The sequence below is a fragment of the Streptomyces sp. NBC_00887 genome (assembly GCF_045207585.1).
In genome coordinates, this window is sequence record NZ_CP108788.1 from 5,504,974 (window position 1) to 5,526,466 (window position 21,493).

At 70.6% G+C, this 21,493-nt stretch carries 21 protein-coding genes; 6 read left to right on the forward strand and 15 right to left on the reverse strand.

What is annotated here, in order from left to right; genetic code table 11:
• Positions 1-16: 16 nt before the first annotated feature.
• Positions 17-1,654: a DoxX family protein gene (locus OG844_RS25115; RefSeq protein ID WP_406393260.1), complete on the reverse strand. Its 1,638-nt coding sequence runs from the start codon at positions 1,652-1,654 to the stop codon at positions 17-19.
• Positions 1,655-1,816: 162 nt separating this feature from the next.
• Here OG844_RS25115 and OG844_RS25120 point away from each other — a divergent pair, with 162 nt between their 5' ends.
• Both OG844_RS25120 and OG844_RS25125 read left to right on the forward strand, forming a co-directional pair.
• Positions 1,817-3,298, forward strand: coding sequence for a hypothetical protein (locus tag OG844_RS25120; protein WP_406393262.1), 1,482 nt, complete (start codon positions 1,817-1,819; stop codon positions 3,296-3,298).
• 30 nt (positions 3,299-3,328) lie between these two features.
• Positions 3,329-3,952, forward strand: coding sequence for an NUDIX hydrolase (locus tag OG844_RS25125; protein WP_406393264.1), 624 nt, complete (start codon positions 3,329-3,331; stop codon positions 3,950-3,952).
• A gap of 34 nt (positions 3,953-3,986) precedes the next feature.
• Here the strand turns inward: OG844_RS25125 and rlmB are convergent, their stop codons facing one another.
• The 5 genes from rlmB to OG844_RS25150 all read right to left on the reverse strand — a co-directional run bounded on the left by rlmB (position 3,987) and on the right by OG844_RS25150 (position 8,647).
• Positions 3,987-4,943, reverse strand: a complete 957-nt coding sequence (gene rlmB, locus OG844_RS25130) for a 23S rRNA (guanosine(2251)-2'-O)-methyltransferase RlmB (protein ID WP_351180170.1) — start codon at positions 4,941-4,943, stop codon at positions 3,987-3,989.
• Between the two features lie 108 nt (positions 4,944-5,051).
• Positions 5,052-6,452, reverse strand: coding sequence for a cysteine--tRNA ligase (gene cysS, locus OG844_RS25135; protein ID WP_406393265.1), 1,401 nt, complete (start codon positions 6,450-6,452; stop codon positions 5,052-5,054).
• A 180-nt stretch (positions 6,453-6,632) separates the two neighbouring features.
• Positions 6,633-7,142 (reverse strand): 2-C-methyl-D-erythritol 2,4-cyclodiphosphate synthase, encoded by a 510-nt coding sequence (gene ispF, locus OG844_RS25140; RefSeq protein ID WP_406393267.1) that lies wholly within the window; start codon positions 7,140-7,142, stop codon positions 6,633-6,635.
• Positions 7,132-7,896: a 2-C-methyl-D-erythritol 4-phosphate cytidylyltransferase gene (gene ispD / locus OG844_RS25145; protein WP_406393269.1), complete on the reverse strand. Its 765-nt coding sequence runs from the start codon at positions 7,894-7,896 to the stop codon at positions 7,132-7,134. Before ispD ends, ispF begins: the two co-directional genes overlap by 11 nt.
• Positions 7,897-8,164: 268 nt before the next feature.
• Entirely contained in the window at positions 8,165-8,647 is a 483-nt protein-coding gene (locus OG844_RS25150) for a CarD family transcriptional regulator (protein ID WP_006380568.1), read from the reverse strand.
• A gap of 624 nt (positions 8,648-9,271) precedes the next feature.
• Here OG844_RS25150 and OG844_RS25155 point away from each other — a divergent pair.
• Entirely contained in the window at positions 9,272-9,946 is a 675-nt protein-coding gene (locus OG844_RS25155; protein WP_406393271.1) for a DUF461 domain-containing protein, read from the forward strand.
• Positions 9,947-10,075: 129 nt separating this feature from the next.
• On the opposite strand, the gene OG844_RS25160 is transcribed toward OG844_RS25155, so the two are convergent.
• Positions 10,076-10,756: a response regulator transcription factor gene (locus OG844_RS25160; RefSeq protein WP_006377546.1), complete on the reverse strand. Its 681-nt coding sequence runs from the start codon at positions 10,754-10,756 to the stop codon at positions 10,076-10,078.
• Positions 10,753-12,024, reverse strand: a complete 1,272-nt coding sequence (locus OG844_RS25165; protein WP_406393273.1) for a sensor histidine kinase — start codon at positions 12,022-12,024, stop codon at positions 10,753-10,755. Before OG844_RS25165 ends, OG844_RS25160 begins: the two co-directional genes overlap by 4 nt.
• Positions 12,025-12,222: 198 nt before the next feature.
• Between OG844_RS25165 and phoU the strand changes: the two genes are divergently transcribed.
• Positions 12,223-12,900 carry a phosphate signaling complex protein PhoU gene (gene phoU, locus OG844_RS25170; protein WP_351180153.1) on the forward strand — a complete coding sequence of 226 codons (678 nt, stop codon included), beginning with the start codon at positions 12,223-12,225 and terminating at the stop codon, positions 12,898-12,900.
• A gap of 187 nt (positions 12,901-13,087) precedes the next feature.
• The gene (locus OG844_RS25175; protein WP_329208675.1) at positions 13,088-13,237 is read left to right on the forward strand and encodes a hypothetical protein; all 150 of its coding nucleotides are present in this window, start codon (positions 13,088-13,090) and stop codon (positions 13,235-13,237) included.
• Positions 13,238-13,341: 104 nt separating this feature from the next.
• Here the strand turns inward: OG844_RS25175 and OG844_RS25180 are convergent, their stop codons facing one another.
• Positions 13,342-14,604 carry an MDR family MFS transporter gene (locus OG844_RS25180; RefSeq protein ID WP_406393275.1) on the reverse strand — a complete coding sequence of 421 codons (1,263 nt, stop codon included), beginning with the start codon at positions 14,602-14,604 and terminating at the stop codon, positions 13,342-13,344.
• A gap of 201 nt (positions 14,605-14,805) precedes the next feature.
• Between OG844_RS25180 and OG844_RS25185 the strand changes: the two genes are divergently transcribed.
• The gene (locus tag OG844_RS25185; RefSeq protein WP_356426355.1) at positions 14,806-15,567 is read left to right on the forward strand and encodes a phosphoglyceromutase; all 762 of its coding nucleotides are present in this window, start codon (positions 14,806-14,808) and stop codon (positions 15,565-15,567) included.
• Positions 15,568-15,711: 144 nt separating this feature from the next.
• On the opposite strand, the gene OG844_RS25190 is transcribed toward OG844_RS25185, so the two are convergent.
• The 6 genes from OG844_RS25190 to OG844_RS25215 all read right to left on the reverse strand — a co-directional run bounded on the left by OG844_RS25190 (position 15,712) and on the right by OG844_RS25215 (position 21,461).
• Positions 15,712-15,936, reverse strand: coding sequence for a ribosomal protein L7/L12 (locus tag OG844_RS25190; protein WP_406393277.1), 225 nt, complete (start codon positions 15,934-15,936; stop codon positions 15,712-15,714).
• A gap of 78 nt (positions 15,937-16,014) precedes the next feature.
• Complete coding sequence (locus OG844_RS25195; RefSeq protein ID WP_406393279.1) at positions 16,015-16,473, reverse strand: hypothetical protein; 459 nt, start codon at positions 16,471-16,473, stop codon at positions 16,015-16,017.
• Between the two features lie 111 nt (positions 16,474-16,584).
• Positions 16,585-17,376 carry a phosphatase PAP2 family protein gene (locus OG844_RS25200; protein WP_406393280.1) on the reverse strand — a complete coding sequence of 264 codons (792 nt, stop codon included), beginning with the start codon at positions 17,374-17,376 and terminating at the stop codon, positions 16,585-16,587.
• Positions 17,377-18,330 (reverse strand): YihY/virulence factor BrkB family protein, encoded by a 954-nt coding sequence (locus OG844_RS25205; RefSeq protein WP_406393282.1) that lies wholly within the window; start codon positions 18,328-18,330, stop codon positions 17,377-17,379.
• A 1-nt stretch (position 18,331) separates the two neighbouring features.
• Positions 18,332-19,960 (reverse strand): diacylglycerol kinase family protein, encoded by a 1,629-nt coding sequence (locus tag OG844_RS25210; protein ID WP_406393284.1) that lies wholly within the window; start codon positions 19,958-19,960, stop codon positions 18,332-18,334.
• A gap of 565 nt (positions 19,961-20,525) precedes the next feature.
• The gene (locus OG844_RS25215; protein WP_406393286.1) at positions 20,526-21,461 is read right to left on the reverse strand and encodes a MerR family transcriptional regulator; all 936 of its coding nucleotides are present in this window, start codon (positions 21,459-21,461) and stop codon (positions 20,526-20,528) included.
• Positions 21,462-21,493 lie beyond the last annotated feature (32 nt).

Genomic DNA, 21,493 nt, shown 5'->3' on the forward strand with positions numbered 1-21,493 from the left:
GTGTGCGGTGGGGGTGTCAGCCGAGCAGGCCGCCGATGGGGTTCTGGCCGGCGCCTCCGCCTCCGGTGGAACCACCGCCGCCCGTGGAACCGCCGCCGCCGGAGCCGCCGCCCGTGGAACCGCCGGACCCGGACCCGGACCCGGAGCCGGAGCCGGAGCCGGAGCCGCCGGAGGAGGGGCCGGCGCTGCTGGCCGGGGGCTGCTCAGGGGTCGTCTCCCGGGCGGGCGGCTCCTGACCGGTGCCCTGGGTCTGGCTGGGCTGTCCGGTGTTCGCTCCGGTGGCCTGGCCGGACTCGCGGACGGAGTCCGCTCCCGGGGTGGATTCCTCGGCCGTCGGGCTGCTGGACCGGCTGGACGGGGAGGGTTCGGGGCGCCGCCCCTCAGGGGTACCGGAGGGCTGGCGCTTGCCGGTGGACTCCTCGGGGAGCGGGGATCCGGGGAGCTGGTTGTACGGGTTGGCGGGGCCGGGAACGGTGACGACCTCGGTGGAGCGGACCGCTCCGCCGAGCATGGAGCCGACGAGCAGTGTCATACCGACGACGACGGTGGCGACGACGGTGCCGCGGCGCAGGACACGGCGGCGGAGGTCCCAGATGTCGGAGCGGGGGCCGAGCTTGCGCCAGGCTTCCCCGGCGAGGCGTCCGTCGAGGGAGTAGACGGGGGCGCCGGCAATGACGAGGGGACTCCAGGCCGCCAGGAAGATGATGTCGGGCGCGTCGTACGCGGCGACGCTGCGCCAGCTGACCGTCACGAGGAGGGCTGCGGAGAGCAGGGCTCCGAAGGTGGCGGCGACGCGCTGCCAGAGGCCGAGGACGGTGAGGACGCCGGCGACGACCTGGAGGAAGGCGACGGAGAGTCCGGCGCCGACGGGGTGGGTGAGCGCGAAGTCGCGCAGCGGTTCGGCGAGGGCCCAGGGCTGCAGCGAGGTCAGCCACTTGACCATGGAGCCCCGGTCGCCGCCCTCGAAGTAGACGGGGTCGCAGAGCTTGCCCATGCCGGCGTAGATGGAGATGAAGCCGAGCAGGACGCGCAGGGGGAGCAGGACGACGCCGAGGTTCATGCGGCGGCCGGGGTAGTACGCGTGCCGGACGTTGTCGGCGGCGTGACGACGTTCCTGGGCGGTGTCGTCGGGTTCGTCGTCGAAGGGGTCGCGGGGCTCGTGGGGTCCCGTTTCGACGGGGTCGTAGGCGCCGACGGCCTGGCGCATGGGGGGCAGCAGCGGCCCCGTGCGGCCCGGTCCGGGCTGGGGTGCGATGAGTACGGGGTTGGGCTGGGTCTCGTCGAGGCGCGGGATGACCTGGGTGCCGAAGCCCACGTCCTCGCCGGCTCCGGTGCCGCCGCCGGACCTGGTACCGAGGTGGCCCGCGGTGGAGTTCCGTACGGCCTGCAGGAGTCCGGTCGCTCCTGGGTCACCCGGCTCCGACCTGCCGCTCCAGACGACGGGGGCCCGCCTGCGTCCGCCCGCGCCGCTCATGGCGGGGATCCGGGGCTGTGCGGTGGCCAAAGAGCGCAGGCGCGTGCGCTGGCCCGGGGCGAGCTGCACCCGGAAGCTGGCGTGGTTGACGATGACCTGCGCGGGGTCGCTGTCCACCTTGGTCATGCTCAGGGCGGCGGGCTGTTCGTCGAACCGCGGCGTTCTGGTGTCCACACTCATCTAACCGAGTGATGTGTGATTAGGACACTGCCTTGACGCGGCCGAAGTGTCCGAGACCCGTCAAGATCCAGCCATTCCTCGCCACCCAGGAACTTTTGTTCACCTTCCGTACGTCAACCAGCCCGGCCATCATGTGCGTTATCCGTAGTCGACTGGGGAGTCATGGGCGGGCAGCAGCTTACTTTCAAGGACCTGACGCGGTATCCGGTGATGGCCCAGGCCCTGGACAACCAGTGGCTGCCCGGCGATCTCGCCGCGGCGCGGCAGCGGGCGAACGCCGCGCCGGGCCGCTCCCCGGACGATGTGGACGCTTCCGCCGCCGAGTTGCGACGCGCGTTGGTGAACAGCGGCACCCTGGTGGTCAATCGGGCGTACTTCATCAACAACGAGGCGGTCTCGGCCAATTTCGCACCTGATGCCGATCCGGCCGAACGGCAGGCTTTCGTCCGCCTGCTGAACGGGAAGGCGCTCGTGCCCTTCCTGTACTCCGAGCGTGACCCCGCTGCCGAGTTCGCCTGGACACACGATCCGCAGGCTCACCGGTCCTGGGGACGGCTGCTCGCCGACGAGGCGGAGCCGGACCTGGTCCGCTTCGACTGGGACGATGCGGCGAACCGGGAGGCGACGGACACGGTCAACCACTTCTTCTCCAGCCAACTGCTGACGCTCCAGCGGCTCCGCGAGGAGCCGCTGAGGAAGAACCTGGGCATATCCCTCGCCCAGGCGCGGGCCATGAAGGAGGGCATCCTCACCGACATCCTCCTCTGGGCCGCGCGGCAGGATCTCTACTCGACGATCACGCGTGAGGCCGTGTACCGGGAGTTCCTGACCCGGCCGGGCACACAGGTGCACGAGGGTCTGCTGCGGGAGGGCGATCACATCGTGCCCGCCAAGCAGCTCATCGACCTCCTGTACACACTGGGTGTTCCGAAGGCGAGCGGCATCACCGCTCTGACGCCTCCGGGTTCGCCGCCGCGCTCGGCGTTGCAGGAGCTGCGTGACGACGTCCGCAGCCAGAACGACGACCCGGAGCAGATCGGTCTCCTGCTGCGCGATCTGTTCGCCGACGCCCTGCACCGGGCCGTGGACGGCCCCAACTCCTACGGTTCGCTGTCGCTGTCCGACATCACGCGGCTGCGCACCACGGAGGAGTGGAACGGTTATGTGAACGCCCTGGACTCGTTCGTCCTGGGCAGCTTCAGGGACGGACGGGTGCCCAGCCCCGAGGAGTTCCGTGCAGGTACGGGCGATGTCGCCAAGCTGCACCGCGGGATGCTGCGGACCGCGCGCGAGGTGAGCGGTACCCGTCAGGGTTTCCAGCGCGAGATGAAGGTGGCCCTCGTCCTCGAGTCCGCCGGTATCGCCCTGCAGGTGACGTCCGGGGAGGAGGTGTCGCTGCTCGCGGGCTCCCTCCAGATGGCGACGGCCGTCGCAGGCGCCCTGAGTGTCCGGCTGGAGTTCTTCGACCAGGGAGGCCGGGGCGCGCGCAAGGGTCTCGGGCATTCGCTGACATTGCCGTCGCTTCAGCTGGGCAATGTCAGAAGGGACTGGGAGAAGATCCTCAAGTCGTACGGGGGCCGGGTCGTGGAGACCGGGTCGGCGCCCCGGGGCGGCCAGGCGGATCAGCAGTCGCCGCATGTGTGAGGCGTGACGGGCTCGGAGGGAGCACGGCAGATGGGTGTCGAGCGGTACGAACGGCTGCGTGCGGAGCGTCCGGGGCTGTTCGCGAATCAGCCCGGCGGTATCGAGATCCTCACCGAGCCGGAAGCGGTCTCGGCGGCGGGCGGGGTGCTGTACGAGGACCGGTACGTCGTGCTGCTGCGCGATCCGGTGCGCTTCCCCGACGGCTCCACGGGTACGTACATCCGCTCGATCAGCCCCACACCGGAGCAGGGGTGTGTGGTGCTTCCGTTCCTCGACGGCCAGGTGGTGCTGGTCGAGCACTTCCGGCACTCGACGCGTTCCTGGCAGTGGGAGGTGCCGCGCGGTTTCGGCACGGCGGGCATGGAGCCCGGGGCGAACGCGGCGAAGGAACTGCGGGAGGAGATCGGTGCGGTGGCCCTGGAGATCGTTCCTCTGGGTGAACTTCACCCCGACACGGGGGTGACGGCCGACCGGGTGTCGCTCTTCGCGGCACGGATCGAGGCGCTGGGGCCGCTGGAGACGGCCGAGGGGATCCGCAGCTCCGTCACGGTGCCGTTCGCCGAGGCGGAGGCGATGGTGGCCGACGGGCGGATCACGGACGCCTTCACGATCGCGGTGCTGATGAGGGCGAGGCTGGCGGGCCTGACGGCGTGAGAGCCGTCAGACCCCTGGGACCGCCCGTACCGGGTCACGCGCGGCGGCGTGCGACCTCGTACAGGACGATGCCCGCGGCGACTCCGGCGTTCAGGGACTCGGCGCCGCCCGGCATCGAGATCCGGACCCGGTAGTCACAGGTCTCGCCGACGAGGCGGCCGAGGCCCTTGCCCTCGCTGCCGATGACGATGACGACGGGGCCCGCGAGGGCCTCGAGGTCCTCGACCGTGTGCTCGCCGTCCGCGGCGAGGCCGACGACGGTGATGCCGGCCTTCTGGTAGCCCTCGAGGGCGCGGGTCAGGTTGGTGACCCGGGAGACCGGGGTACGGGCGGCCGTGCCCGCGGAGGACTTCCAGGCACCGGCGGTCATACCGGCCGCGCGGCGCTCGGGGACGACGACGCCGTGGCCGCCGAACGCGTTGACCGAGCGGACGATCGCGCCGAGGTTGCGCGGGTCGGTGACGCCGTCGAGGGCGACGATCAGCGGCTCCTCGTTGTTGTCGTACGCGGCGGCGGTGAGGTCCTCGGGGTGCGCGTACTCGTACGGCGGGACCTGGAGGACGAGGCCCTGGTGGTTCAGGCCGTTCGTCATCCGGTCGAGCTCGGGGCGCGGGGCCTCCATGAGGTGGATGCCGCCGCGCTCACCGGCGAGCTGGATGGCCTCGCGGACCCGCTCGTCGTTGTCGATGTACTGCTGCACGTAGAGGGTGGTCGCGGGGACGCCGTCGCGCAGGGCCTCGAAGACCGGGTTGCGGCCGACGACCATCTCCGACGTGCCCTTGGCGCCACCGCGGCGCGGGGCGGGACGGCGGGCCGCGGCCTGCTTGGCCTGGGCGTTCGCCACCCGGTTCTTCTTGTGCCCCTTGCGGTCGGCGGCGGGCGGCGTGGGTCCCTTGCCTTCGAGACCCCGGCGTCGCTGACCACCGCTGCCGACCTGCATGCCCTTCTTGTTGGACGTGCGGCGGTTCCTGCGCTGGCTGTTCCCGGCCATGACCTACCTGTTTCGTTGCTTCAGAAAAAGTGTCTCAAGTGAAAGTGTGCCGCCCGGATGGCCGGGCGGCACATTTGTGCTGCTCACGCATGGTGCGAAGGGTGCCGCTCAGCGCGGGCCGAGGGTCCACCTGGGGCCGCTCGGGCTGTCCTCGATGACGAGGCCGGACTGGTTGAGCTGATCGCGGATGGCGTCGGCCGCGGGCCAGTCCTTGCGCTCGCGTGCCGCCTGCCGCTGGTCCAGGACGAGGCGCACGAGGGTGTCGACGACTCCGTGGAGGTCCTCGCCGCGGTCGCTCTCGCCCGCCCAGTGCGGGTCGAGGGGGTCCAGGCCGAGGACTCCGAGCATGGCGCGCACCTCGGCGAGGCGGGCTACCGCTGCTTCCTTGTCGTCGGCTGCGAGGGCGGAGTTGCCCTGGCGGACGGTGGTGTGGACGATCGCGAGCGCCTGCGGGACGCCCAGATCGTCGTCCATCGCCTCGGCGAACGCGGGCGGCACCTCGGCTGCCGGGGCGACCTCGCCGCCCGCCTTCTCGACGACGCGCTGTACGAAGCCCTCGATCCGCGCGAACGCGGACTCGGCCTCGCGCAGTGCTTCCTCGCTGTACTCGATCATGGAGCGGTAGTGCGGGGTCCCGAGGTAGTAACGCAGGACGATGGGGCGCCACTGCTTGACCATCTCGCTGACCAGCACGGAATTGCCGAGGGACTTCGACATCTTCTCGCCGGCCAGGGTGACCCAGCCGTTGTGCACCCAGTACTTCGCGAAGTCGTCGCCGAAGGCCTTGGCCTGGGCGATCTCGTTCTCGTGGTGCGGGAAGATCAGGTCGATGCCGCCGCCGTGGATGTCGAAGGCGCTGCCGAGGTACTTGTGCGCCATCGCGGAGCACTCCAGGTGCCACCCGGGGCGGCCGCGGCCCCAGGGGGTCTCCCAGCTGGGCTCTCCGGGCTTGACCGACTTCCACATGGCGAAGTCGCGCTGGTCGCGCTTGCCCGTCTCGCCTTCGCCGGACGGCTGGCGCAGGTCGTCCAGGTCCTGGTTGGAGAGCTCGAGGTATCCCTCGTACGAGCGCACGTCGAAGTAGACGTTGCCGTCGGCCTCGTAGGCGTGGCCGCGCTCGATGAGGCCGCGCATCATCTCGACCATCTCGGTGATGTGGCCGGTGGCGCGCGGTTCGTACGTGGGCGGGAGGCAGCCCAGGGCGTCGTAGCCGTCGTTGAACGCGCGCTCGTTCTCGTAGCCGATGGACCACCAGGGACGGCCCTGCTCGGCCGACTTCCTGATGATCTTGTCGTCGATGTCGGTGACATTCCGGATGAACGTCACGTCGTAGCCGCGGTATTCGAACCAGCGGCGCATGATGTCGAAGTTCAGTCCGGACCTGATGTGCCCGATGTGCGGGGCGGCCTGGACAGTCGCGCCACAGAGGTAGATCGAGACACAGCCCGCTGTGAGCGGGACGAAGTCACGGATCTGCCGGGCGTTGGTGTCATGCAGGCGAATAGTCACCTCTCAAGGGTAGTGGGCCCGCACCAGTGCCCAGCGCCCCCTGTGGCGACGTGTCACAACTAATCCCCGACGGTGGCCTCCGGAACCCCGGGAGCGGTCCGCGGGGCGGGTCCGGAGTGCCGGGGGCGTGCCTGCGGGGGCACTGCCCCCGACGCCGGCAGGAGCCCCGGGGGACCCGAGTCAGCCGGTGCGGTAGACGAGGGCCGTCGCGATGCCCGCGATGCCCTCGCCGCGGCCGGTGAAACCGAGCCCGTCGGAGGTCGCTGCGGACAGCGAGACCGGCGCGCCGACCGCTTCGGACAGCACCTTCTGCGCCTCGTCGCGACGCTTGCCGATCTTCGGGCGGAGGCCGACGACCTGCACGGCGACGTTCCCGATGCCGAAGCCCGCGGACCGCACGATCCGAGCCGCCTCGGTGAGGAGCGTGACACCGGAGGCTCCCGACCACTCGGGCCGGCCGGTGCCGAAGTGCTGTCCGAGATCGCCGAGCCCGGCCGCCGAGAAGAGGGCGTTGCACGCGGCGTGCGCGACGACGTCGGCGTCGGAGTGCCCGGCCAGCCCGGGCCCTTCGTCCTCCCAGAGGAGCCCCGCGCACCAGAGCTCACGGCCCTCCTCGAACGCGTGGATGTCCGTACCGATGCCGACGAGCGGGATCAGGGGCGCCGGCTGCTTCGCGGCTTCAGAATCCATCGTTCGCCCTCCTGCGTGCGAGAACGGCCTCGGCCAGGACGAGGTCCAGGGGCCTGGTCACCTTGAACGCCTCCTCGTGCCCGGGTACGACGACGACGGGCGCGCCGAGCTGCTCGACCATGCCCGCGTCGTCGGTGGCGCCGTCGCCGTCGACCCCCACGGTGCGGTGGGCCCGCACGAGCGTGTCCCGGTCGAAGCCCTGGGGCGTCTGGACGGCACGCAGCCTGGCGCGTACGGGGGTCGACAGAACCGGCTCGGGCTCACCCGGCGTGCCGGGTTCGACTTCCTTGACGGTGTCGGCGAGCGGCAGGGCCGGTACGACGGCGGGCGCCCCGTCCCGTACGGCTTCGATGACCGCGTCCACGGTGTCGACGGGCACGAGGGGCCTGGCGGCGTCGTGGACGAGCACGACGGAGATGTCGTCGGGGAGCGCGTCGAGTCCGATCCGCACGGACTCCTGACGTGTCGCACCGCCCGGGACGACCAGGTAGTCGGTGCGCTCGGGCAGGGCGTGCTCGTCGATGAGGTTCTTGACGACGGTCGCGCCGTCCGGCGGCGCGACCACGACGACGAGTGCGACCGCCCGTGATGCGGCCATGGCCCGTACGGCGTGGATCAGCATGGGTGTCCCGCCGAGACCGCGGAGCGCCTTGGGGGCCCCGGGGCCGAGCCGGACGCCGCGGCCGGCTGCGGGAATCACCGCTGCGGTGCGGGAGGGGCGCGGTTCAGCAGGCGTCGGTGACATCGATGACATCGGTTGTACTCCGAAGCTTCGGCAGGTTTGTTTCCACGGCCGACATGGGTATGGCCACAGCGAGCCGGGCGCGACGCCTTGACTTGACCGGGACCCTTCCGTGACCCCTGGTCGGGCAAGCCGCAGCGAGGGCTCCTCTGTGGTGCGGGGATGGCGCCAGTAGCGGATCCGACAGGATCCGAACATGCCGCAGCGCCCGACGACTTACCGTCAAGGACGGTTCGTCAGCGGGCACCGCGGCACATTCTTGCGACCGGTGTGATCCGGTTCAGGACGCGAGGACCTCGTCGAGCAGAGCCTCGGCCTTGTCCTCGTTCGTGTTCTCCGCGAGAGCGAGCTCGCTCACCAGAATCTGGCGGGCCTTGGCGAGCATGCGCTTCTCACCTGCGGAGAGTCCGCGCTCACGCTCACGACGCCACAGGTCGCGAACGACTTCGGCGACCTTGATGACATCGCCGGAGGCGAGCTTCTCGAGATTTGCCTTGTAGCGTCGGGACCAGTTCGTCGGCTCTTCGGCGTACGGCGCGCGCAGCACCTCGAAGACCCGGTCCAGCCCTTCCTGCCCGACTACGTCACGCACACCGACGAACTCCGCATTGTCCGCCGGCACACGAACAGTCAAGTCGCCCTGGGCGACCTTGAGCACCAAGTAGGTCTTGTCCACGCCTTTGATCTGGCGAGTTTCGATAGCCTCGATCAGCGCGGCCCCGTGATGGGGATAGACCACGGTGTCGCCAACCTTGAACGTCATGTGACAGGTACCCCTTCCGTGGCTATCCAGAGTAACACGAGAACCGCTTCTCCTGAATGGCGTTTTCGCAGGTCAGGGCATATCTCGGGGCTTGACAACAGCATCACGAACGTGCTGCGGAAGGCTTCCGGAAGGCGATATTCGCAGGTCGGAGCGGGCGCGCGGGCGAGCCGAAACGCGCGCGTCACACAGACCGGAAGCCCTCCGGAAGTGACTGAACGTCCCGTTTTGCCGGATTCTGGATGGTGATCTTTCCGCACCCCGTTCGGACGTCGATCACCCGTACGAGCCTTTGAGTCGATGGTCAATGAAATTGATCAACGGCCGGCCGCCGGGTGGATTATGCGCAAGGAATGCGCCGCCACCAGGGGAATTGATCACCGGCCGCCCGCTCGGCGATCACACGGGTTTTGTGAACGCCGTGCGAAACGGCGTGATCGCCGCGCGATCGCGAGCCGCGCCCGTGCCGTAGGGCCATAGGGGGCGGGTCGGGTGCGGGCCCGGGACGGTGGCTCGGTAACCTGAGCCCGCTGACACACACTTAGGGCGGCTTTACCCCGCTCGGCCTTCCTGTCCGCAGAGTCCGAAGTCCGCAGTCCGAACGTTCAAGGAGTTGCCGCCGCCGTGAGCCGCAGCCTTCGACACGGCGCCCTCGCCGCCACTGCCCTCGTGTTCTCGATCGCCTCGTTGTCCGCGTGCAGTGCGGGCAACAACGCGGAGACGCTCAAGGTCAGGCCGGACAACGCAGCCACCGCTGTCGACCACATCAAGATCCAGAACGTGAACGTCATCACCCAGCCCGGGCACGAGACGGAGGGACCGGCCGCCGTCACCGCCACGCTGTTCAACAACGGCCCCAGCAGCGAGGTCCTGGAAGCCATCACGCTGCCCGGCACCAGCGCCACCGTGGAACTGCTCCCCGCCAAGGGCAAGGGCCCCGTCGTGATCCCGTCCGGCGGGCGGGTCATCCTGGGCGGCAAGGGCAACGCCTCCGCCGTGGTCGAGGACGGCAGCCAGGCCGGGCAGGACGGCGCCGTACAGCAGGTCGTCTTCCAGTTCAGCAAGACCGGTGACATCGGGCTCGGCGCCACGATCGTCCCGGCGGCCGGCTTCTTCAAGGGCTTCGGCCCGAGCGCGGCGCCGTCGCCGACGCCCACCCCGAAGCCCTCGGAGGACGCCTCCGAGACGCCGGGCGAGGCGTCGGGCACCCCGACGGACGCCGCGTCGGAGGGGTCTTCGACCTCGGAGCCGGAGAGCGGCTCCGCCACGCCGACGGACGAGGCGTCCGCCGGCCACTGATCCACGCGTGGAAGGGGGCGTCTCCGGTCGGGAGACGCCCCCTTTTCATGAGGCTGACGATGCTGCTGCGGCTGCCCGTACGGCCGGACGCGTTACCGGCGTCAACGCTGCGCCACCGCGGTCACCGGTTTACGGCTCGAACTTGTAGCCCAGCCCCCGCACCGTCACCAGGTACCGCGGCGCCCCCGGGTCCGGCTCGATCTTGGCGCGGAGTCGCTTCACGTGGACGTCGAGGGTCTTGGTGTCGCCCACGTAGTCCGCACCCCAGACCCGGTCGATCAGCTGCATGCGCGTCAGGACGCGGCCGGCGTTGCGCAGCAGCATCTCCAGGAGGTCGAACTCCTTCAGCGGGAGGTCCACCTTGCCGCCGGAGACGGTGACGACGTGACGGTCCACGTCCATCCGCACCGGACCGGCCTCCAGGGCGGCCGGGGTGACCTCCTCCGGCTCCCCGCGACGGCGCAGGACCGCGCGGATGCGGGCCACCAGCTCCCGCGAGGAGAAGGGCTTGGTCACATAGTCGTCGGCTCCTATTTCCAGGCCCACGACCTTGTCGATCTCGCTGTCCTTCGCGGTGACCATGATCACCGGAACGTTGGACTTCACCCGCAGCTGCCGGCAGACCTCCGTACCGGGCAGCCCGGGCAGCATCAGGTCCAGCAGGACGAGGTCGGCACCGTTGCGCTCGAACTCGTCGAGGCCGTCGGGGCCGGTGGCCGCGATGGCTACCTCGAAGCCTTCCTTGCGAAGCATGTAGGACAGGGCGTCGCTGAAGGATTCCTCATCCTCGACGACAAGCACTCGGGTCACGGAAGAGCCTCCGGGGCAGGAAATGGTTCAAGAGTGTCGGTCTCGTACGGCCCCTCGTCGTCGACGGAGTGACCGTTGACGATGAGCGGTCCGCCGGTGGTGCGCTCACGTACGACGCCCGACTCGGGCAGTCGCAGGGTGAAGGTGGAGCCCTGGCCCTCAGAGCTCCAGACGGTGACCTCCCCGCCGTGCGAGGCGGCCACGTGCTTGACGATGGCGAGGCCGAGACCGGTGCCACCAGTGGCCCGGGAGCGGGCCGGGTCGACGCGGTAGAACCGCTCGAACACCCGCTCGCGGTCCTTCTCGGAGATGCCGATGCCCTGGTCGGTCACGGCTATCTCGATCAGATCCCCGCCGGGTGCGACCAGCTGCCGGGCAGCGATGCCGACGCGGGTGCGGGCGGGGCTGTAGTTGACGGCATTCTCCACGAGATTGCCGAGCGCGGCGGCGAGCTGTCCGCGGTTCCCCCAGACGAAGAGGTCCGCCGTACCGCCAGAGGCCATGGTGATCTGCTTGGAGCCCGCCTGCTGGCGGCACCGGTCGATGGCTTCGGCGACCAGTTCTTCCACCCGAACGGGTTCCGCGTCCTCGAGCGGATCGTCGTTCTGGACGCGGGAGAGGTCGATGAGCTCCTGTACGAGGTTGGTCAGCCGGGTCGCCTCGATCTGCATGCGCCCGGCGAACCGCTCCACCGCCTCCGGGTCGTCGGAAGCGTCCATGACCGCCTCGGAGAGCAGCGAGAGTGCGCCGGTCGGGGTCTTGAGCTCATGGCTGACGTTGGCCACGAAGTCGCGCCGTACCGCTTCTATGCGACGTGCTTCGGTGAGGTCCTCGACCAGCAGCAGTACCAGCCGGGAACCCAGCGGAGCGACCCGGGCGGAGACGGCGAGCGCCTCACCCCGACCTGTACCGCGCCGTGGAAGGTCCAGTTCGACCTGTCGTATCTCACCGTCGCGACGGGTGTCCCTGGCCATGTGGAGCATCGCCTCGACCGACAGGCGCCCGCCCCTGACCAGGCCCAGCGCATAAGCGGCGGAGCTGGCCTTGACGACGCTGTCGCTCTCGTCGAGCACGACGGCCGAGGAACTGAGCACGGAGAGGACCGTGTCCACCCCGGGGGGCAGCGCGGCGTTGCTGTCGGGCCGCAGGGACGTACGCGTGGGCTGTCTCTGCTCGCGTTCGCTCCAGCGGAACGCCAGCATCGCGATGACACCGGTGCACAACCCGGCTATCGCGGCAGCTGCGGCGACTGCCGCGTTCACGTCCATGCTTCAAGGTTATGCGGGTGCGTCGGGTCTCTCCCAGCCATCCGGGTGCCATCTCGAACACTCGTCGCCCAGAGTTCACCGAGGAGAAAGTGCCGGTTCACTTCGGGGGCCGGATCCCGACGCGTTGTGCCCCCACCGTGGGAGCGTGGGGGTCGGCCCAGAGACCCCGGCTCAGTAAGGATCTGGAGAGGGACTTCCATGCGCGACGCTTACCACGAGGAACTCGATTCGATCGGCGAAGGCCTGGTCGAGATGGCCCGGCTCGTCGGCTCGGCGATCGGCCGGGCGACGACGTCCATGCTCGACGCCGATCTCAAGCTCGCCGAGACTGTGATCGCCGCGGACCAGAAGGTCGACGACCTGCAGCACGATCTGGAGGCACGGGCCATCGCGCTGCTGGCACGCCAGCAGCCGGTCGCGACCGATCTGCGGATCGTGGTCACCTCGCTGCGGATGAGCGCGGACCTGGAGCGCTCGGGCGACCTGGCCCAGCACGTGGCCAAGCTGGCCCGGCTGCGCTTCCCGAATTCAGCCGTGCCGCACGACCTGCACGCCACCATCCTGGAGATGGGACAGCTCGCGCAGCGGCTGATGGCGAAGGCCGCCGAGGTCATCATCACGAAGGACGTCGACCTGGCCCTCCAGCTGGAGCAGGACGACGACGAGATGGACCTGCTGCACCGGACGCTGTTCCAGCACCTGATGGACGACCGCTGGAAGCACGGCATCGAGACGGCCGTCGACGTGACGCTGCTCGGCCGCTACTACGAGCGCTTCGCCGACCACGCCGTGTCGGTCGCCAAGCGCGTCGTCTACCTGGTGACGGGTGAGCACGCGGACGAAATCCAGACGGCCACCCCGGTGGAAGGGGCCTAGGAGCGCCGAACGCGCGCGGTCGCACGTTTGTCCCGGCGCGCGTGCGCCGTTGATGCGCCCGCCGGGGTGGGCATGCAATGGGGGCGGGGGCGGCACGCCATGCCGTATGCCCCCGTCGTGCACAGCTGTCGTACGAGGCCCAGGCAGCTGTCGTGCGCCGCCGAGTCGTACGCCCCGAGGAGGGACCATGGCCGATTCGCCCATGACCGAACCCCAGCAGGAGACCCCGACCGAAGTGGTGCAGCTGACCGTGCTCGGAGCCTGCGGCTGCGGCTCGGGCTGCGGATGCGGCTGTCAGTCCGGCGCGCCGTGCCAGTGCGGCGGCTGCTCCGGCTGACCGGGCAGATGGGACGTGCCCCGCGGCGACGTGTGTCGCCGCGGGGCATCGCCGCGCCCGCCTCCGATCGGACCGTCGGCCCCGGCCAGACCTCCCGCCCCCGGTCAGACCGCCGGCTCGGCGACCGCCCGCTCGGTGGCGAGGGGCGGCGCGGCCACCGGATCCGGCAGCTTCCGCATCAGCAGCCAGTAGCCGAACGCCGCCACGGTGCCCAGCAGCGCGCAGGTCACCCACAGCCAGTCCGCGCCGTAGTGGTCGATCACGAAGCCGGACATCAGCGGTGCGACGAGCGCCGCGGCGGACCAGGACAGCGTGTACATGCCCTGGTAGCGGCCCCTGCCGTGGGCCGGCGAGAGCTGGACGACGATGCCCGTCTGCGTCGGGGCGTTGACGATCTCGGCGAGGGTCCAGACGCACACCGTCAGCGCGTACACGCCGACCGACCCCGCGAAGGCGGTCAGCCCGAACCCGTACCCGGCGAGCACGGACGAGATGATCAGCAGACGGCGTGGGTCGCGGTGCTGGATGAACCGCGTGACCGGAATCTGCAGGACCACGATCAGCACGCCGTTGACGGCGATGGCCGTACCGAAGTCCGAGCTGGAGAACCCGTCCGCACCCATGGCCACCGGCAGCCCCAGGTGCCCCTGCTGGAAGATCAACGCGACCAGGAACGACAGCCCGACGACGCCCATGTAGCGTCCGTCGCGCAGGACCGTGATCAGCCGTACGTCGTCCGGGGCGCGGGTCCCCGCCACCCGGGGCGCCGCCTCGGGCCGGGATTCCGGCACCTTGAGGAAGACGACGACGGCGCAGACCAACGTCATGGCGGCCTCGCCCAGGAAGCCGGCCAGATAGCTGTACTCGGCGATGAAACCGGCCGCGGCCGAGGAGACGGCGAAGCCCAGGTTGATGGCCCAGTAGTTGAGCGAGAAGGCACGCACCCGGTCCTCGGGCCGGACGATGTCGGCCATCATCGCCTGCACGGCCGGCCGGGACGCGTTGCTGGCCATGCCCACCACGAAGGCCATGGCGGCGATCGCGGCCGGATGGACCATGAAGCCGAGCACGGCCACCGACGCCGCGGTCGAGAGCTGCGCGATCAGCATGGTGGGCCGGCGTCCCAGCCGGTCCGTCATCACCCCCGCCCCGAGCGAGGAGACGACTCCGCCGAGCCCGTGGAGGGCGGCGACCAGACCGGCGTACGAGGCCGAGTAGCCCCGGTCCAGGGTCAGGTAGAGCGCCATGAACGTGGCGACGAACGCCCCCAGGCGGTTGACCAGCGTGCTGATCCACAGCCACCAGAACTCCCTGGGGAGCCCGGCAACCGTCTCGTGTGCCGCCTTCCTGAGACCGGCGACGGACATAGGGCTCCCCCTGGAGACGTGCGAACGGATGCGAGCCGACAGGTGTAAGCGGCCCTATAGCAGTCCGAACATTACGAAGAGGGAGTCCCGAACCGCCACTCGATTGACGCCCATCGTCAAACGGCGCGGGCCCGCACCCCCCTTTGTCCGCCCTGTGACCGGGCGCGCGGAGGCCGCGCGGGTTCGATTACGCTCGGAGCCATGGCCGACGCACCGTACAAGCTGATCCTCCTCCGCCACGGCGAGAGCGAATGGAACGCCAAGAACCTGTTCACCGGCTGGGTGGACGTAGACCTCACCGACAAGGGCGAGAAGGAGGCGGTCCGCGGCGGTGAGCTGCTCAAGGACGCCGGCCTGCTCCCCGACGTCGTGCACACCTCCCTCCAGAAGCGCGCGATCCGCACCGCCCAGCTCGGGCTGGAAGCCGCGGACCGCCACTGGATCCCCGTCCACCGCTCCTGGCGCCTGAACGAGCGCCACTACGGCGCCCTCCAGGGCAAGGACAAGGCCCAGACGCTCGCCGAGTTCGGCGAGGAGCAGTTCATGCTGTGGCGCCGCTCTTACGACACCCCGCCGCCCGCCCTCGAGGACGGCACCGAGTTCTCGCAGAGCGACGACCCGCGCTACGCCTCCATCCCCTCGGAGCTGCGCCCGCGCACGGAGTGCCTCAAGGACGTCGTCGACCGCATGCTGCCGTACTGGTACGACGGCATCGTCCCGGACCTCCTCGACGGCAAGACCGTCCTGGTCGCCGCCCACGGCAACAGCCTGCGCGGCCTGGTGAAGCACCTGGACGGCATCTCCGACGACGCCATCTCGGGCCTCAACATCCCGACCGGCATCCCGCTCGCGTACGAGCTGGACGCCGACTTCAACCCGCTGAAGCCGGGCGGCACGTACCTCGACCCGGACGCGGCGAAGGCCGCGATCGAGGCCGTGAAGAACCAGGGCAAGAAGAAGTAAGCAGAGCTGAACTAGCCCCCCACCTGCGGGTTCTCCGCGCGGTGGGGGGCTTTTTCGGTGCGCTGGGCTGTCAGATGCTCGGCGGGCCGTCTCTCAGGGCTTGAGGTGGTCAGTTTCGGGCTGTTCCCTCATCTCTGCCCGCGCTCAGGCTTCGCGGAGGGCCGTGACTGCCGCCTCGGCGCCCTCTTGAGGCACGCCGACGAGAATCGCGGCGGGAACCTGCGTGGCCAGGACCTTGCTGCGCCAGAGGCTCAGCCCCGTCAGCCGACGCACCGCCCGTGCGACGTACAGCACACGGATAGCGGGGTCGGTGAGCACGACGTCATCGGGCACGTCGTCGCACACCAGCAAGAAATGGTCGTCCACCATGCCCCTCCCCAGTGGGCGGACCAGGGCAACAAGAAACAGGAACAGCCATCCTGTCCCTGGCCTGCGGCCGGGCCCCGGCTAGGACCGCTTCTCCGCGTCCATCGCGTGCGCCCGGCAGGCCAGGAACGGCTTTCCGCCCACGCCCATGACCTCCTGGCTCACCGGCTCGAAGCACGTGGAGCCGAGCTTCTCGTAACCCCACTTCCGTGAGCAGCCCGCCACCGTGCACCAGGAACTGTCGCCGCCTGCGCGGAGGGTGTTCCCGTGGTCCGGGCAGACGCCCCAGGGCACTCCGCACAGGCTCTCGGTTCCGGGAACGACATAGACGCGGGCGAAGCTGCCTGAGATCCTCTCCAGCGCCTCCCAGGCCCGGCGGATGTCCCCGGCCGCCTCCTCCAACTGGTAGGCGACATCGTGCGTCTCCGGAGCGGACCACAGCTGCAGGTAGGTGTCCTGTACCCGCCCCTGCACGGTGTGCAGTTCGCGCATCACCTCGTGGAGCTCGGCGGCGGTGGGTGCCTGCTGCTTGTCGGTCATGGGGCTGGATCCTCCTGGGTGTGCCGTGTCCACCGAGTCTCCCAACGACCACTGACGACCTGGGGCCTGCCCCCCGTCCTCGGCGCCGGTGGCCACGACAGCGAGAGATGCTCAGTCACGGCGAGGGGCGGGGTCGGCCGACTCCGGGTCTTCGTGGCCCAGTTCCGGCTCCAGGCCCTCCGCCACCTCGGTCCGGCCGAGGCCCGCGTCGGCGCGCCATGCCTCGAAGGACCAGCCGGTCACCGCCACCACGGCGAGCCCGAGCGTCCAGCCGCCGACCACATCGCTGAACCAGTGGACGCCCAGCGCGATGCGGGTGAAGCCGACACCCAGTACGGAGACGGCCGCGACGGCCCAGCACAGGGGGCGGAGGCCGGGGCGCACCAGGGGCAGGAGAACGAGCAGCAGGATCGCGAACGAGGTCGTGGCCGTCATCGCGTGGCCGGAGGGGAAGGAGAATCCGGGGGCGTGCGCCACCGGGTCCGGCAGGTCCGGCCTCGCCCGCTCGACGACCATCTTGACGAGCAGCCCCGTCAGCCCTCCCGCCACGGCGGTGAAGGCCGACCACGTGGCCAGGCGCCAGGCACGTCGGTACACCAGCCACAGGGTGAGCACCGCGACCGCCGCGCGCAGGGTCACCGGGTCCCACACCACGTCGGAGAAGAAGCGCAGGGTGCCGGTCCACGCCGGATGGTCGAGGGCGGTCCGGTTCAGCCACCTGGCCGCGCCCGCGTCGAGGCGCCGCAGCGGACCCCAGCCGCTCTCCACGAGGACGAACAGGAGGCCGAAGACGACTGCCGCGGCCGCGGCGACGGCCGCGGAACCGAACAGCCGGATCCCGAATCTGCGGTCGGCGTCCCGGCGGCTCCGTCGTCGGGCCAAGGCAGCGGGTCGGGCAGTCATTCAGGCTCCTGGGTCGGGTTGTACGGGACCGGGCCGCTTGGCCCGCACCGCCTCCAGCTGAGCGGCGAAGGAGAGGCCGAGGAAGAGCGCGATGGAGGTGAGGTAGGCCCAGAGCAGCAGGGACATGAAGGCCGTGAGCGGGCCGTACACGGTGTCGAACGAACCGCTGACCTCGAGGTAGAGGCTGAGCAGCCAGGTCAGGGTGGTCCAGAGCACCAGGTACACGGCGGCGCCGAAGGCCAGCCAGGTGTAGCCCGGCTGCCGGCGCCTCGGCGAACGGCGGAAGATCGCACTCGCCGAAATGACCACGAGGACCACCCCGGCCGGCCAGCGCAGCAGTTCGCATGCGGACCGGGCGCCGGCTCCGAGGTCGTACACCTCGACGACGGCCGGCACCAGGTCGCCTCCGGCGACCATGGTGACGAAGCCGATGCCGAGCGGGATTCCGGCGGTCAACGACATCACGAGCCCCCGCAGGTACTTCAGATGGAAGACCCGGTCCCGCTCGACCCCGTATATGCGGTTGGCACCGCGCTCTATCTGGCACATCGCCGTCGTGGTGTTGGTCAGGGAGAAGACCAGTCCGAACCACAGGGCGAGCTGGGCCCCCTCGTCGGCCGTCCGCCGACTGCGGTCCAGGGCGTCGTCGACCACCGCGGCGCTCGGCCCCGCCGTGATCCGGTGGATCGTCAGTTCCGCCACCCTGCCCAGATTTTCCGTGTGCAGGGCCGTCGACAGTCCGACGAAGGCGATGACCAGCGGCACCACGGCCAGCACGGTCTGCAGGGCGAGCGCCCGGGAGTGGCTGAAGCCGTCGGCGTACCGGAAGCGGACGAAGGAGTCGCGCAGCAGCGGCCATCGGCCGTAGCGCCGCAGGGCGGCCAGCGCCTCGTCGCCGGAGAGTTCGCTGCCGACCATGTCGCGGGTCTGCGGGACCCGGGTTGCGGTGCCCATCTCACTCCCCCCGCTCAGGCATGAGCACGGTCAGCGCGCCGGGCCTGACCTGCGCGGTGAGGCGCCTGCCCGGGGCCACGGGGTCGCCGTCCAGCTCGCGTGGCTGCGGTGCCTCGAAGCGGATGTCCGCGTGACGGAAGGTGAAGTACTCCACGGGCGACCGGCCTGTGTGGCCGATCTCCCCCTCCGGCCTGCGGCGTACCAGCGAGACGACGGCGCCCACCCAGCCCATCGGTCCGCGCGGGTCGAGGATCATGAGGTCGAGCACACCGTCGTCGGGCCGGGCCGCCGGGACCAGCGCGGCACCGCCCTGCACCTTGCCGGTGTTGGCGACGAGCACCATCCGGGCGGTGCGGCGCAGGGGCCGCGCTCCGTCGAGGCCGACCGTCAGGCGCATCCGGGGCGCGCGCAGTTCCCGCAGGCCCGCCACCACATAGGCGGGCCAGCCGAGCACGGCCTTGGCGCGGTCGCTGGTGCTCTCCAGCATCGCGGCGTCGAGCCCGGCCCCGGACATCACCGTGAAGTGCGCGGGCGCCATGCCGTCGCCCTCGATCCGCCCGAGGTCGATGCGGTGCGGAGCACCGCGCAGCGCGACGGCCAGCGCCTCCGCCGGTTTCACCGGGAGCCCCAGGTTGCGGGCGAGGAGGTTGCCCGTGCCGCAGGGCACCACCGCGAGCGGTATGCCCGTGCCGGCCAGCGCCTCCGCCGCTGCCCGGACCGTCCCGTCACCGCCGCAGACCACGACGAGTGACGCACCGTCCCGCACCGCACGCGCTGTCTGTCCCTCCCCCGTGTCGTCGGCCGTGGTCGGTACGAAGTCCGCCCCGTGGTGACCGTGGTCCTCGAGAACCCGTCGCAGGTCGGCACAGGCCGCCTCGTCGGTGACGGTGGGGTTGAAGACCACCGTGGTGCGGCCGGGAGCCTGCCCCGTCGACGCCCCGGCGGCCGGTGCCTTACGGGCCGCCGCGTCGGCAGGCGCGGGGGCGGGCACGTGCGGTCCGGTCAGCAGGGCGCGGCTGACGATGAAGAGGGACACTCCGCCGTTGAGCAGGCCGCCCGCGATGTCCGTCGGATGGTGCATCCCCCGGTACGCCCTGGCGATCCCCACCAGCAGCGGTACGAGGAGCAGCAGTACCGCCACGACTCTGCGCCACGGCCCCTTCGTCCGGTGCAGGACCAGGATCGCGATGCCGGCGTACAGGGCTGTCGCCGCACCGGTGTGTCCGGAGGTGTAACTGGAGGTGGGGGGCGAGGCGTCGAGCCGTTCGACGTCCGGCCGGGTGCGGTCCACGGCCCCGGTGATGACCAGGAAGACCAGGGACTGGAGCGAGACGGCGACCGCCAGGAAGAGCGCGTCCCGCCACCTGGGAAGCCGCGGGACCACGAGGAGGACGAGGCAGGCCAGGAGGGTGCCCGCGACGACCGTGGCCGTGTTGCCCGCCTCGGAGACGACGAGGGACACGGTGTCGAGGGCGCCGGTACGGGCACGCTCCAGCGCGTCCGTGACCTCGTCCTCGGACGTCAGTGGCCATACCCGGGCTGCGGGCCCGGTGATCAGGAGTCCGAACCCCACCATCAGGGCCGCCTGGCAGACCGCCGCCGAAGCGATGATTCCCGCGGCCCGGCCCATGCCCCCGGCGGTCTCCGGGGCAGGGAGCGAACGCTCCGTATCAGCCCGGAAAGGCCGGGACGGCCGGGAAAGCCGGGACGACTGGCCCGGCCGGGAAAGCCGGGACGACTGGCCCGGAACGTACTCGCCGACAGGGGGCGGCGTGGCGGACACGTGCCCGCCGGGGAGGGCGGTGCGTCTTTCCGGTGTGTCGGTCGGCATGGCGGCGTTCCCGTCGTCTCGGTGGCCCTCGGGCTCGGATGGAACCGGGGCTCACCCGGCGTTTCGCCGTGTTCCCCCTCCTCGTCCCTCCAGACCTGCCGACGGGGACCGCCTCTCTCCCTTCACGGCCCGGCGGCTGCCCCGGTCGCCGCAGCCGGGGGTCCGGTCGTGCGCTGCCGGAGCCGACGGGGTGTGACCGTCATGCGTCTGACCAGGGCTTCTGCTCCGCCCGGCAGTCGAATCGCGCGCGCCCGGGAGGATGAAGGGCCACCCGGGAGGACGGGGCGGCACGCACGGCAGAACGGCGTCGCAGCCGTCACTGCCGGGGCCCGCGTCCGGCCCATGGCTCCCTGCGACCGCGCCGTTATTGCCGTGTCCGGACGCGCAGAGCCTGGAGGGACCAGTCCAACACCGGAGCCAGACTTTCCGGGGCCGGCCAGCCGTTGACGACGGCAAGCAGCTGGAGGTACCGCTCCCTGCGGGGGTCGTTCACGCTCTCCAGCCGAGCCGCCAGCCGGCGGCGAAGCTCGATGTCGTCGGGGCGGGCGACCAGGTGCGCGTAGTGCGCCGCGAATGCCGCGACGATCGGATCGGCCTGGGGCGAGGCCGGGTCGATACCGGCGGCCAGAGCCGGTCCGGCCTGGTCGCGGACGGCTGCCGCAATGTCGCGGTGCGGGCCCGTCGTCCCGCCTCGGGCCTGCTCAGCCGCCTGGTACTCGACCATCCGCCGCAACACGGCGCGGAAATCCGGGTCCAGGGACATCTCAGCCAGCTCGACCCACGCCCGGACCTGCTCCGGCTCCGGGTTGCCGGGCAGTTCCGGGGTCATCGAGCGCATGGCCCCCGCGAATGCGGGAGCGGCGTCAGGACCGCCGAAGACGGCGTCGAGGAATTCGCCGATCAGACGACGGCGTTCCGCCTCGGAGAGCTGGGCCAGTCGGTGCATGAGTTCCGTCTCCTCTGGTGTGGACCCACGCTCGGCGACCGCCGTCAGCACCGCGCGCCGCAGGCGCAGGACACGGATCTGCACGGCCAGCGCTTCGGCGTGCGCCGCGGCGACCTCGGGAAGCGAGAGTTCGCGGTCCACGACCTTGCGGATCGTGGAAAGGTCCAGCCCCAGCTCGCGCAGGGTCCGCACGAGGTCCAGGCGTGCGACGGCATCGGTGTTGTAGAGGCGGTAGCCGGCCGGGCTACGGTCCGTCGGCGCCACGATTCCGCGATCGGAGTAGAACCGAACGGTCTTGACCGTGAGACCGGTCCGCCGAGCGAGCTCGCCGATCGGGTAAAGCGTGTCGTCCATGCCCCCCATGTTCGTGTCTCCCCCTACTGGAG

Coding starts and splice junctions, on each gene's coding strand:
- OG844_RS25180 (WP_406393275.1), bottom strand. CDS start 14,604: ATGTCCGTCGCCGGTCTCAGGAAGGCGGCACACGAGACGGTTGCCGGG.
- OG844_RS25150 (WP_006380568.1), bottom strand. CDS start 8,647: ATGACGTTCAAGGTTGGCGACACCGTGGTCTATCCCCATCACGGGGCC.
- OG844_RS25205 (WP_406393282.1), bottom strand. CDS start 18,330: ATGGGCACCGCAACCCGGGTCCCGCAGACCCGCGACATGGTCGGCAGC.
- OG844_RS25120 (WP_406393262.1), top strand. CDS start 1,817: ATGGGCGGGCAGCAGCTTACTTTCAAGGACCTGACGCGGTATCCGGTG.
- OG844_RS25165 (WP_406393273.1), bottom strand. CDS start 12,024: ATGGACGTGAACGCGGCAGTCGCCGCAGCTGCCGCGATAGCCGGGTTG.
- OG844_RS25125 (WP_406393264.1), top strand. CDS start 3,329: ATGGGTGTCGAGCGGTACGAACGGCTGCGTGCGGAGCGTCCGGGGCTG.
- OG844_RS25115 (WP_406393260.1), bottom strand. CDS start 1,654: ATGAGTGTGGACACCAGAACGCCGCGGTTCGACGAACAGCCCGCCGCC.
- OG844_RS25195 (WP_406393279.1), bottom strand. CDS start 16,473: ATGACCGACAAGCAGCAGGCACCCACCGCCGCCGAGCTCCACGAGGTG.
- OG844_RS25185 (WP_356426355.1), top strand. CDS start 14,806: ATGGCCGACGCACCGTACAAGCTGATCCTCCTCCGCCACGGCGAGAGC.
- ispF (WP_406393267.1), bottom strand. CDS start 7,142: ATGGATTCTGAAGCCGCGAAGCAGCCGGCGCCCCTGATCCCGCTCGTC.
- OG844_RS25215 (WP_406393286.1), bottom strand. CDS start 21,461: ATGGACGACACGCTTTACCCGATCGGCGAGCTCGCTCGGCGGACCGGT.
- OG844_RS25190 (WP_406393277.1), bottom strand. CDS start 15,936: ATGGTGGACGACCATTTCTTGCTGGTGTGCGACGACGTGCCCGATGAC.
- OG844_RS25210 (WP_406393284.1), bottom strand. CDS start 19,960: ATGGGCCGGGCCGCGGGAATCATCGCTTCGGCGGCGGTCTGCCAGGCG.
- OG844_RS25175 (WP_329208675.1), top strand. CDS start 13,088: ATGGCCGATTCGCCCATGACCGAACCCCAGCAGGAGACCCCGACCGAA.
- rlmB (WP_351180170.1), bottom strand. CDS start 4,943: ATGGCCGGGAACAGCCAGCGCAGGAACCGCCGCACGTCCAACAAGAAG.
- phoU (WP_351180153.1), top strand. CDS start 12,223: ATGCGCGACGCTTACCACGAGGAACTCGATTCGATCGGCGAAGGCCTG.
- OG844_RS25200 (WP_406393280.1), bottom strand. CDS start 17,376: ATGACTGCCCGACCCGCTGCCTTGGCCCGACGACGGAGCCGCCGGGAC.
- ispD (WP_406393269.1), bottom strand. CDS start 7,896: ATGTCATCGATGTCACCGACGCCTGCTGAACCGCGCCCCTCCCGCACC.